Source organism: Variovorax sp. Root411 (assembly GCF_001425205.1).
Lineage (GTDB): Bacteria > Pseudomonadota > Gammaproteobacteria > Burkholderiales > Burkholderiaceae_C > Variovorax.
In genome coordinates, this window is record NZ_LMDW01000018.1 from 201,958 (window position 1) to 215,728 (window position 13,771).

10 protein-coding genes and 1 pseudogene are annotated in these 13,771 nt (G+C 61.1%); 5 read left to right on the top strand and 6 right to left on the bottom strand.

What is annotated here, in order from left to right:
• Window positions 1-2 precede the first annotated feature (2 nt).
• The 4 genes from ASC92_RS22795 to mads1 form a co-directional block, all read right to left on the bottom strand.
• Complete coding sequence (locus ASC92_RS22795) at window positions 3-2,003, bottom strand: ATP-binding protein (protein WP_056520317.1); 2,001 nt, start codon at window positions 2,001-2,003, stop codon at window positions 3-5.
• A complete protein-coding gene (locus tag ASC92_RS22800; RefSeq protein ID WP_056520319.1) occupies window positions 2,003-3,766 on the bottom strand; it encodes an AIPR family protein in 1,764 nt (587 codons plus the stop codon). Before ASC92_RS22800 ends, ASC92_RS22795 begins: the two co-directional genes overlap by 1 nt.
• Window positions 3,766-6,639, bottom strand: a complete 2,874-nt coding sequence (locus tag ASC92_RS22805) for an SNF2-related protein (RefSeq protein ID WP_056520321.1) — start codon at window positions 6,637-6,639, stop codon at window positions 3,766-3,768. The genes ASC92_RS22800 and ASC92_RS22805 overlap by 1 nt, the downstream gene beginning before the upstream one ends.
• 62 nt (window positions 6,640-6,701) lie before the next feature.
• The gene (gene mads1, locus ASC92_RS22810; protein WP_056520323.1) at window positions 6,702-6,899 is read right to left on the bottom strand and encodes a methylation-associated defense system helix-turn-helix domain-containing protein MAD1; all 198 of its coding nucleotides are present in this window, start codon (window positions 6,897-6,899) and stop codon (window positions 6,702-6,704) included.
• A gap of 859 nt (window positions 6,900-7,758) precedes the next feature.
• Here mads1 and ASC92_RS22815 point away from each other — a divergent pair.
• Complete coding sequence (locus ASC92_RS22815; RefSeq protein WP_082519685.1) at window positions 7,759-8,547, top strand: tyrosine-type recombinase/integrase; 789 nt, start codon at window positions 7,759-7,761, stop codon at window positions 8,545-8,547.
• On the opposite strand, the pseudogene ASC92_RS22820 reads toward ASC92_RS22815, so the two are convergent.
• Together ASC92_RS22820 and ASC92_RS22825 are read right to left on the bottom strand one after the other, a co-directional pair.
• Window positions 8,460-9,356 (bottom strand): annotated as a pseudogene (locus tag ASC92_RS22820) (IS630 family transposase); the annotation flags it as partial. The gene ASC92_RS22815 and the pseudogene ASC92_RS22820 overlap by 88 nt on opposite strands.
• A 66-nt stretch (window positions 9,357-9,422) precedes the next feature.
• Window positions 9,423-10,337 (bottom strand): LysR family transcriptional regulator, encoded by a 915-nt coding sequence (locus tag ASC92_RS22825; protein ID WP_056520325.1) that lies wholly within the window; start codon window positions 10,335-10,337, stop codon window positions 9,423-9,425.
• 127 nt (window positions 10,338-10,464) lie between these two features.
• On the opposite strand from ASC92_RS22825, the gene ASC92_RS22830 reads away from it, so the two are divergent.
• The 4 genes from ASC92_RS22830 to ASC92_RS22845 are packed head-to-tail and all read left to right on the top strand — an operon-like array spanning window position 10,465 to window position 13,750.
• Entirely contained in the window at window positions 10,465-11,730 is a 1,266-nt protein-coding gene (locus ASC92_RS22830) for an aromatic ring-hydroxylating dioxygenase subunit alpha (RefSeq protein WP_056520329.1), read from the top strand.
• Window position 11,731: 1 nt separating this feature from the next.
• Window positions 11,732-12,202 (top strand): aromatic-ring-hydroxylating dioxygenase subunit beta, encoded by a 471-nt coding sequence (locus ASC92_RS22835; RefSeq protein ID WP_056520330.1) that lies wholly within the window; start codon window positions 11,732-11,734, stop codon window positions 12,200-12,202.
• An 8-nt stretch (window positions 12,203-12,210) separates the two neighbouring features.
• On the top strand, window positions 12,211-12,528 hold the full coding sequence (locus ASC92_RS22840) for a non-heme iron oxygenase ferredoxin subunit (RefSeq protein WP_056520332.1): 318 nt from the start codon (window positions 12,211-12,213) through the stop codon (window positions 12,526-12,528).
• Between the two features lie 4 nt (window positions 12,529-12,532).
• Window positions 12,533-13,750, top strand: coding sequence for an NAD(P)/FAD-dependent oxidoreductase (locus ASC92_RS22845; RefSeq protein WP_056520333.1), 1,218 nt, complete (start codon window positions 12,533-12,535; stop codon window positions 13,748-13,750).
• Window positions 13,751-13,771 lie beyond the last annotated feature (21 nt).

A 13,771-nucleotide genomic window follows, 5' to 3' on the forward strand; every position in this document is an offset into this window, starting at 1 on the left:
CCTTAACTCTTGTGCAGGCCGAGCTTGTCAAACAGGATGCGATTGCGACGATTGGCATCCTTAATGAGCTTGTCATAGGAGAGGATTTCTATATATCCGTTGCCGGTCGCTAAGGGGGAAAAGTACCCCTCGTTATCGGCGGTGCGGTGGTAGCGGCCGAATACTTGCCGATGCAAAGACGGCGTTAGGTCGGCAATGAGATAGCCGGTGTACCGCAGATTCGTCGGGTTGATCTGGCGGCCGTCAACATCCGTGACGTCACCCTCCGCGATTTCTCGAAACCGCTGGATGACCTGGTCGGCGGGGTCTTTGTCGTAGTTGTCCCGGCCGGGCCGCTTGAATTCGATGATGACTACACCTCCGCCAGGCAGCTTGTCGGCCTCGGCGACGCCGATAGGTGTGTCATAGAAGAAGGCGAAGATGTCTGGCTCGCGACCCGACGTGTCGTCGAGCCCGGCGACGCTCTTGAGCTTCTTGTCGGAGGTGAGCAGCGTGTGATAGCACAGCCGCTCGTCAATGACCCAAAGGTTCTGCTGCTCGAAGAAAACATCCTTCGAGGTTGTGCCCATGGGGAAGATCATTTTGTGCAACACCCTTTCGAGCGGGTACCTGTCGTCGGTGCGCTTCTTCTTGAGGCTGTTGTTCAACAGGTCGAGAATCGTGCGACGGTGCGCGATGTAGGCAGCGAGCTGTGCCTTGCCGATCTCGTTGGCCTTCTCGGCGATTTCCTTGAATTTCTCTTGGTACTGCTCGAAGGTTTCAGTCTCAAACAACGCGGCGACGTGTTTGGCCTCTTTGCGTACGTCATCCTCGACGATTCGCTTTACGTGCAGGAGAGCCTCATCGAGCTTGTCTTGCGACAGGCCGGGCTGAATCATCTGCTCGATCACCTCTTTGTAGCGAGGATGGGTGAGCGCTCTGTACTCCGGAGCTTGCTCCACGAACTTCTCGATCTGCCCACGCTTTTCCTCGTTTGTGGACTTCAAGTCACTTGTGAGCAGTGGACGCAATACACCGGCTATGCCTTGGTTTAACGCTCGGCGAGAAACAAGCGTCTGCTCCAGTTCGGGCTCTTCATCGCTCTGAAAGGCGATGCGCGTCCGTTCCTGGTTCGCGTGGTCATCCAGGTACTCCCCGGTAACCAGCACGATGAGGGTGTACGGCGCCTGCTCGTCGTCAAGAAACTTCTCGGGGAGTTCCGGCAACAGGTCTCGCAGCTTGGTGGTGGTGACTTCACGCCCATTGGCACACAAGTTCAGCTCATGGCGCGAGCGGCCATCGCGGTGGCGATATGCCTGCAAGGCGAACGCGTGGCCAGACACATCGAAGAACTGCTCTTTGATGTGGGTCAACACGGTGGATTGAAACTGGGTGTGCAGGTCAATCGGCGCATGCCCCGGCGACTCCAGCGTCATGGGCGGGCAGGATCGAGCCGCAAACCGAATCAGGAAGTGCGCGATAACGCGCTCGGCGATGGTCTCCGGCTGGGTAGGCCACCCCGCTCGGAACTTTTCGTTCATGCCGCGCAGAGAAGTCCGCGTGCCGGACGACTCCGCGATATCGGACGTGACATCTGCTCCCTTCAGTTCATCTTCGATGCTGAAGTCGAACTCCCGCAGCAAGGCTTGATCCTCTTGCTTGAAGACGCTGCGAATGCGGACGGACGAGAAGACCTTCAGGAAGGTGAAGCGGCCTACACCTCGACCACCCAGCTTGACCTTCGACAGGGTGTGAGCCTCCTTGAACGAAGCCAGATTTCTGTCGTTGAATCCGACACCATCGTCGATGACATCGAAGCCGTCCACGACCAGCGTTCCGTCTCCACCCTGATGAGCAAGGTCGTTCGATGCAACCAACCGGATGCGAATCGCATGTTTGCTGAAGCCGTCCTGATGCTCCTCGATGGCATCGACGGCGTTAGAGATGGCCTCGTAGAGAGGCATCATGGCCTTGGCCTGGGAAAGCTCCAGTCGGTCTACCAGACCTTTGATGTTGGCTTGCACTATTGATTTCCTCCCTGGTTTGGATGCGCCAAGGCCGCCATCAAGCGGCCTTTCACGGATCGACAGTCCGTTTTGTTCTCAAAGACGCTGCGAGCTTGCTTGTTCCACTGAACAGCCTGAACGACGGTGACCAAGCGATCTGCCACCAAATCGATTTCGCGAGAGAGCGCCGTCAACTCATCTGCGTTTAGATTCAGCTCAGCTCCGTTGTGCATCGACAGCCTGATGAAGATCACGTGGAGAACCATCCAGGCACCGTGGCCTAGAACCTCCTTAGCGGGCAGCGTGCCCTGCGGTAGGCCTTGAGGATCGGCCTCGGCACTTGCACGATCTCGAACCTTGCCGATTACCATGCGGCCGATCTGGGCGATGCGCCACATCTGCTTGGCGGTCAGGGAATCGGCGAACAGGCGCGCATAGGACTGACGTAACGGATCTGTCGCAGGTACCAGGCCCTCCCGTCCGAAAAGCCTCTTCTTGTCTGACTTCGCTGCCACCAGGTAGTCCTGCCAATCGTTCGTGGTGACGGTGCACGCCAGATACGGGGCTAGCTCACGAGCACTGAAGGTTGTCAGCGAGGGCGGAGGATCGTCCTGACCATGCTTGACGATGTAGTCGATACCTGCCATTCGTAGCGTCTGTTGCCACATGGCCTGCCGCTCATCCAGAGCAGCGAAGTCTTCCAAGTCCACCGCGTTTTGACGGTTTCGGGATTGAGTCACGCGGTCACCGAAACCGTCCGGTGCGTTGTCCAAGCACACGAGGGTTGCCATGACCATGGCAGGGTTGGCGTCGTAGTGTGCTATGGGTTCCTTCGCAATAGCGCCAACGGTTTGAGCGCCGTTGATGATGGAAAGCCCTCGGACACGAAATCTCCCTGACTCCCGATGAGGGTCGCGCGGATGCTGTTCGTTGATGGCATCACAGAGAAACGTGACGCCGTTATTAAAGTAGAAGAAGTGCTGCGCTTCCTCCTGCAAGGTTTCCGTCAAGCCAGTGTTGACGGTCGTCGTTCCCTTGAAGCGCCTGATGTTTCGGTCAACTAAGCGGTCTTCGTGCTGGACCCAAAGTTCTGCAAGCCGTTTGGCGTCCATGCGACCATAGAACGCCCTGTAAGGTTGTTGGGTGTGCCCGAAGTCCTTCAGCTCGATGTCGGCCTCAATGGCTTGGGCAGAGATGCCATCCAAGTGAAGGTCGTGAAGGGTGGTGAGCCCATAGGCATGGCAGCGCAGAAATTCGGGATTCGGCCCGTTGAACGCTCGTTCCAGGTCGAAAAAGATGTCCCGCCGATCATCGGACACGGCCGTCCCGGAGTAAGCGAGGATAACCTTGACTTTGCAGATGCCGCTGTTTAAGGCATCGGTGATTGCACCGCTGCGGTTCTGAAGCGCATTGTTGAAGCGCCCCCAGCGCCCCTGGATGAGATCAGTGACGCCGTCCCGAAACTTGGACACATCACCAAGCTCAGGTTCTCCTGAGCCGGACTCCTTGTACTTCGATTGAACGAGCCAGATGGTCTGATCATTGGCCACGAACACCGAGTCAATGCCGTGATCCAGGCCGCCGTCGATGCTCGCTGCGACGGACTCTTCTAGGCTTGCGCCTGCAGCCTCGTGCAACACGAACGCCGCAATGGCCTTGGATAGGAAGTTACTGCGGCGAGAGTCCGGGCCGCCCGTTCCGATGATGAGCGCTGCGTAGTCTGCGTCCAGCTTCTGGCACAGCAGGTCCAGCTCAAGAGGACGAATTGGTGCGGTCGCCATTAGATCAACGCCCATTCAACGGTGAACAGGGTCTGCTCTCGCACGTCCTGCTGCAACTTGCTTTCCAACTGATTGATAAGCTCGTTGCGCTCAGCCTCAATAGCATCTTGGCGATTGAAGAGTTCGCGCCGGAGCTTCGTGCGTTTAGCTTCCAGTTCCTTTTGCTGCTTCTGCCAGGAGAGCTTTTCTTCTAGCGCGGGGGCACTGGCTGCCGTACGGCGCACCTCCTTGATTTGGCGGTCGATCTCCTTGATTTCCTGCTCAATGCCCAGCTTCAAGTCATCAGCCCACGCATCGAGCTTCTGGACTTCCTGCTCGAAGTAGCCTAGGTTGCGTTGGTTGATTTCTCGCAGGACGGCAGATTTCCGCATCGCCACGTCCTCACTGAGACGGGATACATCGACGTTGCCTTGCTCGGCAAGCTGCGCCCGAGCTGGCAAGCGCAAAAGTTTTTCTGGATCGTCTTCTGCCAGGGGCTGGCCGTCTGACGTGATGGCCGCCACCACCAGGCGCTGCTCATCGTTTCCAAGAGATTCAACTGACACAAGCTTCAAGGTCAGCCAGCCGCTCTTACCTCGATACGGCTTGAGCGTGCTGATCTGGGTGCCGTAAGCCTCGTAGTCAAAAAGGAGCCGCGTGCCTGAAAGCTCATAGTTCTTCGCCTGCTTAGTCACCCATTCAGCGAGCGGATGGCCGATCCGATAGAGGTGCGCGTCGCCGGATCGGCGAGGTAACTCATAGCGGCCCAGGTCAACCTCATTCAAGGTGGTGGCAGGCAGACGCTGAAGGACAAAGCCGTCGTCGTCGAATAGCGCGCAGTCGGCCAACTCGGCCCGCGTCAGTTCGAGCAGCATGCGTTCGTACTTGCTGCGCGCCGCGCGGCTGTCTGCGGCTCTAACTCGCAGCTTGTCCTGCACCTCCTCGTCAAAGTTCTCCAGGAGGATTCGCCGCGTCTTGACCATGGCCTCGCTGATTTCGCCAGACAGGTCGCTTTGCAACTGTTCGAAGCTGGTTTTGATTGCCTCGTGGTCGCGGCAGTTCTGGTAGATGTCTGCGATGCGACGCTCAAAATCCACGCCGGAGCCGATCGCTCCAAGCACCTCGTCGCTTGCACCAAAGACGCCCTCAAACAATTGAAATTTTTGATCCAGCAGTTCGTAGACCCTGGCATCAGCTTCGTTACTTCGGTCTACGAAGTTGACTACTACCACGTCGAACTTTTGACCATAGCGGTGGCAGCGTCCGATCCGCTGCTCGATGCGCTGCGGGTTCCATGGCAAATCGTAGTTGATGACCAGCGAGCAGAACTGCAGGTTGATGCCTTCGGCACCCGCCTCGGTGGCAATCATCACCGTGCCGCGCTCTTTGAAGTGCTCGACCAGTGCGGCTCGGGTGTCTGCGGTCTTGGACCCAGTGATGCGATCCGTTTCGGCATAGCGCTTGATCCAATCAGCGTAGATGGCTTGCGCCCGGGCATCGCTGTTGGTGCCGTTGAACAAGACGATGCCTTCGCCGTAGGGCGTGGCTGCCAGGAGAGAAAGCAGGTACTCCTGCGTGCGCTTGGACTCCGTGAAGATAATTGCCTTCTTGGCTGCGCCGAGCCGCCCCAGCTCAGCGAATGCCTTGTCCAAAGCAGTCAGCAGTGCAGTGCCTTTAGCGTTCTCGCGAATGTTGGTCGCCAATGCCTTAAAGTGCCACAGTTCGGCGATCTCCTGGGTGATTGCATCGCGTTGGCCGGGGGCTGGCGATGCAACGCCGGCCTCTTTCCCTTCCCACTCGTCAGCGGTTTCATCTAGCGATTCATAGTCCTCATCAAGCACCTCCGCCAGATCAGGAATATCGGAAGACTCGTCAAGTTCACCCTGAAGCCGCTTGGCCATGGTCTCCAGCGCCCCGGCGATGGCATGGGTTGACGAAGCCAGCAGCTTCCACAGCACCAGAGAGATCAGTTGTCGTTGGCCTTCTGGCAGCGCTTTGAGGTTGGGCCGACGGAGATAGTCAGCGACGAGATTGGACAGTTCTCGTTCCTCGGTCGAAGGGGTGAACTCTTCAACGATGGCTCGTCGAGCGGTATATGGCACGTACTGCTGAACCTGGCGGCGCAGCGTGCGTTTGCAAACTGTGGCGAGGCGGGCTCGCAGGGCTGCGAACGCTTTTTCTCTGGGCTGCGCCGTGAACTGTGAGCGGAAGCTGTCGATATCACCAAAGACCCGGTCATCGATCATGCTGACCAAGCCGTAAAGCTCCAGCAGCGAGTTTTGCAACGGGGTCGCGGTGAGCAGAACTTTGGAGTGGACGTGGGCTAGCGCTTCCTTCAGCGCTTTGGCGATCACGTTGCTGGTTTTATAGACGTTGCGCAGTCGATGCGCCTCGTCGAGCACCGCCAAGTCCCAATCGACAGCCTTGATGTCCGTCGCCTTCGCTTTGGCGAACTGATAGGAGCAGATGACGGGACCGGATGACTCTTGAAACGGATTCTGGCTGCCCCGCTTGCGGATGGCGTTGTAGCTTTTAGCTTCCAGGAGCACGCCCCGCAGATTGAACTTGTCTTGCAACTCCTGGTGCCACTGCTTGCGCAGATTAGCGGGCACGATGATCAGTATGCGGCGGCGGCGCTCGGCCCAGCGCTGCGCGATGACGAGACCGGCCTCAATGGTCTTTCCGAGCCCGACCTCGTCCGCCAAGATGACGCCGCGCGAGAGTGGATTGCTACAGGCGAACAGCGCCGCCTCGACTTGGTGGGGATTGAGGTCAACCTGCGAGTCGACGAGGGTGGCTGCGAGCGACTCCACCGAGTCGCCTGCAGCGCGCCGCGTCAAAAGCCACGCGTAGTACTGGCTTTGATGCTGCGTCAAAAGCTGCTGCGTTATCAACGGCCATCCTCCCCTGTGTACCTGACCAGATGTGATTTGGTTGCAGACCTAGCGCACGGTCACTATGTCTGCGGCTTCTTCTTGTTGATGCTCTCAGCGATCCAACTGTCCAGCTCAGAGCGGCGAAACCGCCAGGTGCCTCCAAGCTTAAAGGCTGGAATCTCTCCCTTTTGGGCTAGGCGATAGACCGTCCGCTTCCCAGCCTTGAGGTATTCGGCGACCTCTTCGAGCGTCAGGATTTCACCATCTGTATCAGTCATCAGGGTCGCGTTCAGCGTTCGTGTGCAACTGAACCGGGTTGCCAAGTCTGGCCAATTCTCCCACATGGAGTCGTGATCGAGCGGGCTAGGGATAGAGCTTCAAAGGCGGCGTCAGAGGCAAAATCGAGAAGCGAAACTCCGGCGTTTCACTTGGGCAGGCGGATTGGCGTTATCGCCGGACACTTCGTGGTGTCAAGCTCACCGACTACTTGCCCTTTGGGGGAGGTCGCTTTCTGTGTGCCCCTTGCTAACCTGTTGATTTGCAAGGGACTATGCCTCATGGCCTGGGGCTGGATCCGCCCCTCGCTAGCCAGCCACTTCGGGCCGGGTCGAAAGGAGAATCAGGTACCAGCGTATTGCGCATCCTCTTGAAAAACCCAGCCGCGATCTGCTCGCCGCTGCGACATGATCAAGTTCTGCCCACGCTCGATGCGGCGTGCGCGTTCCTGACGCAGATCGGCGATTCGAAATGAACACCGAAGATCAGTACCACTCAGCCTGATCTCGGAATGCCCGTCGGCCGCAGCGTCAACAAAATCGGCTCGAAGCGTCCTCATACGATGCATCCAAGCCGTACATTGAAGTTTATCGGTACTTATGGCGGTATTTTTTTTCTTCCAACCCAAAGAATCCAATATTCATGCGGATTTTTGGCTCACCTGCGATTCCTGTCGAAAGCACCAAGGGCCCGGTTCACGGCGTCTCACCAAGCCTCAAAACCCGCACGTTTCTTCAGCGTAGCGGGTTTTTCTTTGCCTCATGTTGGATCACGGCGCTGCATGACAACGCAGCGAAATACCAGCATTTTTGTTGGTATCTCGGCCAGGTCGAAAAGCCAGATACCAACAAAAGGGCAGCGATGGCGCTCACCGACACCCGAGTCAAGCAGCTCAAGCCCCAGGGCACGGCCAGCGGCGAGAAATACGCCGACGGGGGCGGCCTGTACCTGCACGTCACCGCCACCGCCACCGCCACCGGAAAGTACTGGCGCTTGAGCTACCGCTTCGCCGGGCGGCAGAAGACCCTGGCCCTCGGCGTCTACCCCGACGTCACCCTGGCCAAGGCCCGCGAACGCCGCGCCGAGGCCAGGACGCGGCTGGCGGACGACATCGACCCCGGCGTCGCCGAGCGCGAGGGCAAGCAGCGCAAGGCCGATGCGGCCGCGAACACCTTCGAGAAGGTCGCCCGCGACTGGCTCGCGACCACGTCGAACAAGCGCGCCGCCATCACCCAGGCCAAGGTCACCAGCTGGCTCGAGAAGGATGTGTTCCCGTTCATCGGCAAGCTGCCCGTGTCGACCATCCGGGCGAAGGACGTGCTCGACAAGGTCGCGCGCCGCATGGAGGCGCGCGGCATTCACGAAAGCGCGCACCGCATCGTGCAGATCTGCTCGCAGGTATTCCGCTACGCGGTGTCCGTCGGCTTGGTGGACCGCGATGTGACGGTCGACCTGCGCGGCGCGCTGGTGGCGGTGGAAAAGACCAACTACGCGGCGATCACCGAGCCCCGGCAGGTCGGCCAGCTCCTGCGCGCGATCCATGCCTACGGCGGACACTCGCGAATGGTCTGCTCGAGTTGTCGCGTGGAGCGATGCGTGCCGCGACGGATACATCGCTGCGTGAGGGTTGCGAACCAGCGCTCGACCTGATTGAGCCATGACGCCGAAGTCGGCGTGAAGTGCACGTGAATGCGCGGGTGGCGGATCAACCACGATTTGATCGACGCCGTCTTGTGTGTGCCGTAGTTGTCCATGACCAGGTGGATGTCCAACACCGCAGGCACACTGGCCTCGACGATTCGCAGGAATTGCAGGAACTCGCTGCTGCGGTGGCGACGATGCATCTCGCCGATGACCGATCCCGTGGCGATGTCCAAGGCCGCGAACAGCGTGGTCGTCCCATGGCGCTCGTAGTCATGGGTGCGCCGCTCGGGGATGCCAGGGGCGAGCGGCAGCAGGAGTTGCGTGCGGTCCAGGGCCTGGATCTGGCTCTTTTCGTCCACGCACAGCACCATCGCCATCAAGGGTGGATCCATGTAGAGGCCGACGATGTCGCGCACCTTCTCGACGAACATCGGATCGGTGGACAGTTTGAATGTCTCCTGGCGATGCGGCTGCAAGCCGAACGCGCGCCAGATGCGCGAGACGGCCGTCTGCGACAACCCTGTCGCACTCGCCATGGTGCGGGTGCTCCAGTGCGTCGCCCCGCGCGGCACGCTCTCCAGCGTCCTGGCAATCACGGCATCGACGCGGGCATCGTCAATCGTTCTTGGCGCGCCAGAGCGCGGCGCGTCAAGCAGGCCATCCAGGCGATGTTCGACGAACCGTGCTCGCCACTTGCTGACCATCTGCGGCGTGACGCGCTGGCGCGCGGCCACCACTTGGTTGTCGTTCCCATCGGCGCAGGCCAGCACGATGCGCGCGCGCTGCGCCAGGGCCTGCGCTGTCTTGCGCCGCAGCGATACAACGACGAAGGCGTCGCCACACTGGTCTCGCGCAAGCGACGCCGGGGAAGCCGCGCAAGTTCAGCCGGGCGCACCTTCCCCGTGAAGCCGGACGATCAAGGAGCGCATCCAGGCGACGGCGGGATCCCGGTGATACCGGCCGTGCCAGAAAAGGTTGATTGCAATCTCGGGCAGCTTGGCCGGATGGCGGACATAGGACAACCCGAACGGCTCGGCCAAGGCCTGGGCGAGCCGCTCGGGGACCGTTGCCACCAGGTCGGAGTCGTGCAGGATGTGGCCGACCGCCACGTAGTGCGGCACGGTCAGGACGACCTTGCGAACAATCTTCTTGCGGCTGAGAAGTTCGTCCGCCTTGCCGTGGCCGGTTCCCTCCGAGATCACGACCACGTGGTCGGCCTGCGAGAACTCGCCCAGGGAGATCTGCCGCTTGTCCAGCGCATGGCCGCGGCGAAACATGCAGACGTAGTGCTGCTTGAACAGCCGCCGCTGGAAATAACCGCTCTTGAGCTGCGGCAGCAAGCCGATGGCCAGGGTGACGTGGCCGGATTCCATCTCGTCCTGAAGATTGACCGCCGTGTTGCGAACGGTGCTGAGCGAGACCCCCGGAGCAACGCGCGCCAGCTCCTTCATCAATTTGGGCAGGAAATAGATCTCCCCGATGTCGGTCATGCCGATGGTGAAGGCGCGCGTCGACGTGGCCGGGTCGAACGAGCTCCGCTGATTGATCGCGGCATGGATCGTTTGCAGGGCGCTCGCGGTCGGCGCGGCCAGCTGCTCGGCGAAGGGGGTCGGCTCCATGCCCTTCGGGGTTCGAAGGAACAAGGGGTCGTCGGTCAGCTTGCGCAGGCGCGCCAGCGCGTTGCTCACCCCCGGCTGGGAAAGGCCGAGATTGGCCGCCACCTTCGACACCCGTCGATCGATGAGCAACTGGTTGAACACAACCAGCAGGTTGAGGTCGATGTCCTTGAGCTCCACGGCCGGCTCCCATTCGCCAAATCTATATGAACTATTCGGCACATTCTATTGAACGATGGGACTGAAATATCGATCATTGCCGGACCACGAGATACAGGCCTTGCGACACGGCCGACAGGAGACAAACATGGATGACACATCAGCCGTCTTTCCGCAGCAGATCCACTGGGAAGACAAAGGGACCAGCCGCATCCCTTTCATGGCCTACACCGAGGCCGATCAGCACCGGCGTGAGCTCGAGCGCCTTTTCTACCGGGGCCACTGGTGCTACGTGGGCCTGGAGGCTGAGGTTCCGGAGGTTGGCGATTTCAAGCGCACGGTGGTCGGCGAGCGCTCGGTGATCATGGTCCGGGATGCCGAGGGCTCCATCAGCGTCGTGGAAAACGTGTGCGCGCACCGGGGCATGCAGTTCTGCCGCGAGCGGCACGGCAACCGCAAGACCAGCGGGTTCACCTGCCCGTATCACCAGTGGAACTACTCGCTCGGCGGCGACCTGCAGGGCGTGCCCTTTCGCCGCGGCGTCAAGCAGGACGGCAAGGTCAACGGCGGGATGCCGGCCGATTTCAAGCCGGCCGATCACGGCCTCAACAAGCTGAAGGTCGCCACGCGCGGCGGCGTTGTGTTTGCGTCGTTCGATGCGGAGGTGGAATCGCTCGAGGACTTCATGGGCCCGGAGATCCTGGGCTACTTCGACCGGCTGTTCAACGGCCGGAAGCTGACGATTCTTGGGTACAACCGCCAGCGCATTCCCGGCAACTGGAAGCTGATGCAGGAGAACATCAAGGACCCGTACCACCCGGGCCTGCTGCATACGTGGTTCGTCACCTTCGGGCTCTGGCGTGCGGACAACAAGTCGCAACTCAAGATGGATCAGCACCACCGGCATGCCGCCATGATTTCAACGCGTGGTGCGAGCGGCAAGGCCGACGAGGTCACCCAGGTGTCCAGCTTCAAGGAAAGCATGCAGCTCAACGACCCGCGCTTCCTGGACATCGCGCCCGAGCCCTGGTGGGGCGGTCCGACGGCTGTGATGATGACGCTCTTCCCGAGCGTGATCTTCCAGCAGCAGGTCAACAGCGTTTCGACACGCCACATCCAGCCGAGCGGCCCCGGCGCCTTCGATTTCGTATGGACCCATTTCGGATTCGAGGACGACAGCAAAGAGATGACGCAGCGCCGGCTGCGCCAGGCCAATCTTTTCGGGCCCGCCGGCTTCGTATCGGCGGACGACGGAGAAGTGATCGAGCTTTCGCAGAAAGGATTCGAACAGAAGCCTTTCCACCGCACGCTCGCCGAGCTCGGCGGACGCGAAGTCGGCGACACGGACCACATGGTCACCGAGACCCTGATACGGGGCATGTACGAGTACTGGCGCAAGGTCATGGAGGCTTGAGATGACCTTTCAGGACTACTTCGACTTGACCCAGCTCTACGCCCGCTACGCCCAGGCCGTCAGCTCCGGCGAATGGGAACTCTGGCCGGAATTCTTCACGGACGATTGCAGCTACCGCCTGCAACCGCGCGAGAACTACGACCGCGGCTTTCCGCTCGCGACGCTGTCGTTCGAGAGCAAGGGAATGCTGAAGGACCGCGTCTACGGCATTCGCGAGACCTTGTTCCACGACCCGTACTACCAGCGCCACGTGGTCGGGACGCCACTCGTCCTGAAGGCCGAGGCGGACCGTTTCGAGTGCGAGGGCAACTATGCGGTGTTCCGCACCAAGCTGTCCGAACTCTCGAGCGTCTTCAGCGTGGGGCGCTACATCGACGTCGTCGTGCGCACCGGGGAGGGACTGAAGTTCGCCTCGCGCCAGGTCATCTACGACAGCGAAATGATCCCCAACTCCGTCATCTATCCCCTTTGAAGCCAGCCATGAGCGATTTCCAATGGACCGACGCCGCACCCGTCGACGAGGTGCCCACCGACGATGTCGTCGGCATGCTGGTCGGCGGGCGCGACATCGCGCTGTACAACGTGGACGGCCAGATCTACGCGACCGACAACGTGTGCACCCACGGCCATGCACGCCTGTGCGAGGGCTTCCTGGAAGGGCACGAGATCGAGTGCCCGCTGCACCAGGGCAAGTTCGACGTGCGCGACGGAAGGCCGACCTGCGCTCCCGTGACCGAGGCGATTCGCTCGTACCCCGTGAAGATCGACGCGGGCCGCGTGTTTCTCTCGCTGGACTGAACCCGTGAACGCCGAAACCATCGTCATCGTGGGGGCCGGTCAAGCCGGCGGCTGGGCCGCGCAAACGCTGCGCAGCGAGGGTTTCGCGGGCCGCGTGGTCCTGATCGGCGACGAGCCCCATCGTCCCTATGAACGCCCGCCGCTGTCCAAGGCGGTGCTCTCCGGAGATGCGCATGCGGACACCACGCATCTACTGAAATTGGAAGCTTTCGATGCGCTCGGCATCGACTGGCGGCCGAACGTCGGCGCGACCTTCATCGACAGGGCTGCGAAGAAGCTTCGCCTCACGCGTGGAGCGGACGTTGCATATGACAAGCTGATCCTCTGCAACGGCGGACGGGCGCGCCGGCTGAATATCCCGGGCGCGGATCTGCCCGGCGTCTTCGTCTTGCGCAGCATCGAGGATGCGGCGGCGCTTGGCGCCGCGCTCTCTCCCGGCAAGCGGCTGCTTGTCGTCGGAGGCGGCTGGATCGGACTCGAAGTGGCCGCAACGGCCAGGAAGAAGGGCCTGGACGTGACCGTCGTGGAAGCGATGGGCCGGCTGTGCGAGCGCACCGTTCCGCCGGAAATTTCCGACTACCTCCTGCAGCTTCACACCTCCCAGGGCGTCGATGTCCGGCTCGGCACGGGAATCGAGCGCCTGGCGGAGGGCGCGCGAGGCGGCCTGGCGGCCTCGTTCGGCGACGGGCGCGAGCTCGAGTGCGACGTGGTGCTCATCGGTGTCGGCCTGATTCCCAACGACGAACTCGCACGCGAGGCAGGCCTGGCTTGCGATGGCGGCGTGCTGGTCGATTCGCAATGCCGCTCATCGGATCCCGACATTCTTGCCGCGGGCGACGTGGCCACATGGCATTGCGAATGGGCGGGCCGGCGGATGCGGCTCGAGTCCTGGCAGAACGCCCAGGAGCAAGGCATCGCCGCCGCGCGCGCCGCGCTCGGCACAGCGGTGAATCATCAGCCGCTGCCCTGGTTCTGGTCGGACCAGTACGACGTCAACCTCCAGATCTACGGCATGCCCACGCCCGCGCACCGCGTGGTCGTGCGCGGCGACCGGAGCTCCAACAGCTTCGTGATGTTCTTCCTCGACGCCGACAAGGTCGTTGCGGCGCTGGGGCCCAACGCCGCGCGCGATCTGCGCTTTGCGCGGCGCCTGATCGAGCGCCGCACCAGCGTCGACGCGGCGCAGCTCGCCGACCTCCAAGTGCCGCTCGCCAAACTTTGAAATAGCTCCGCGCACGAGTCC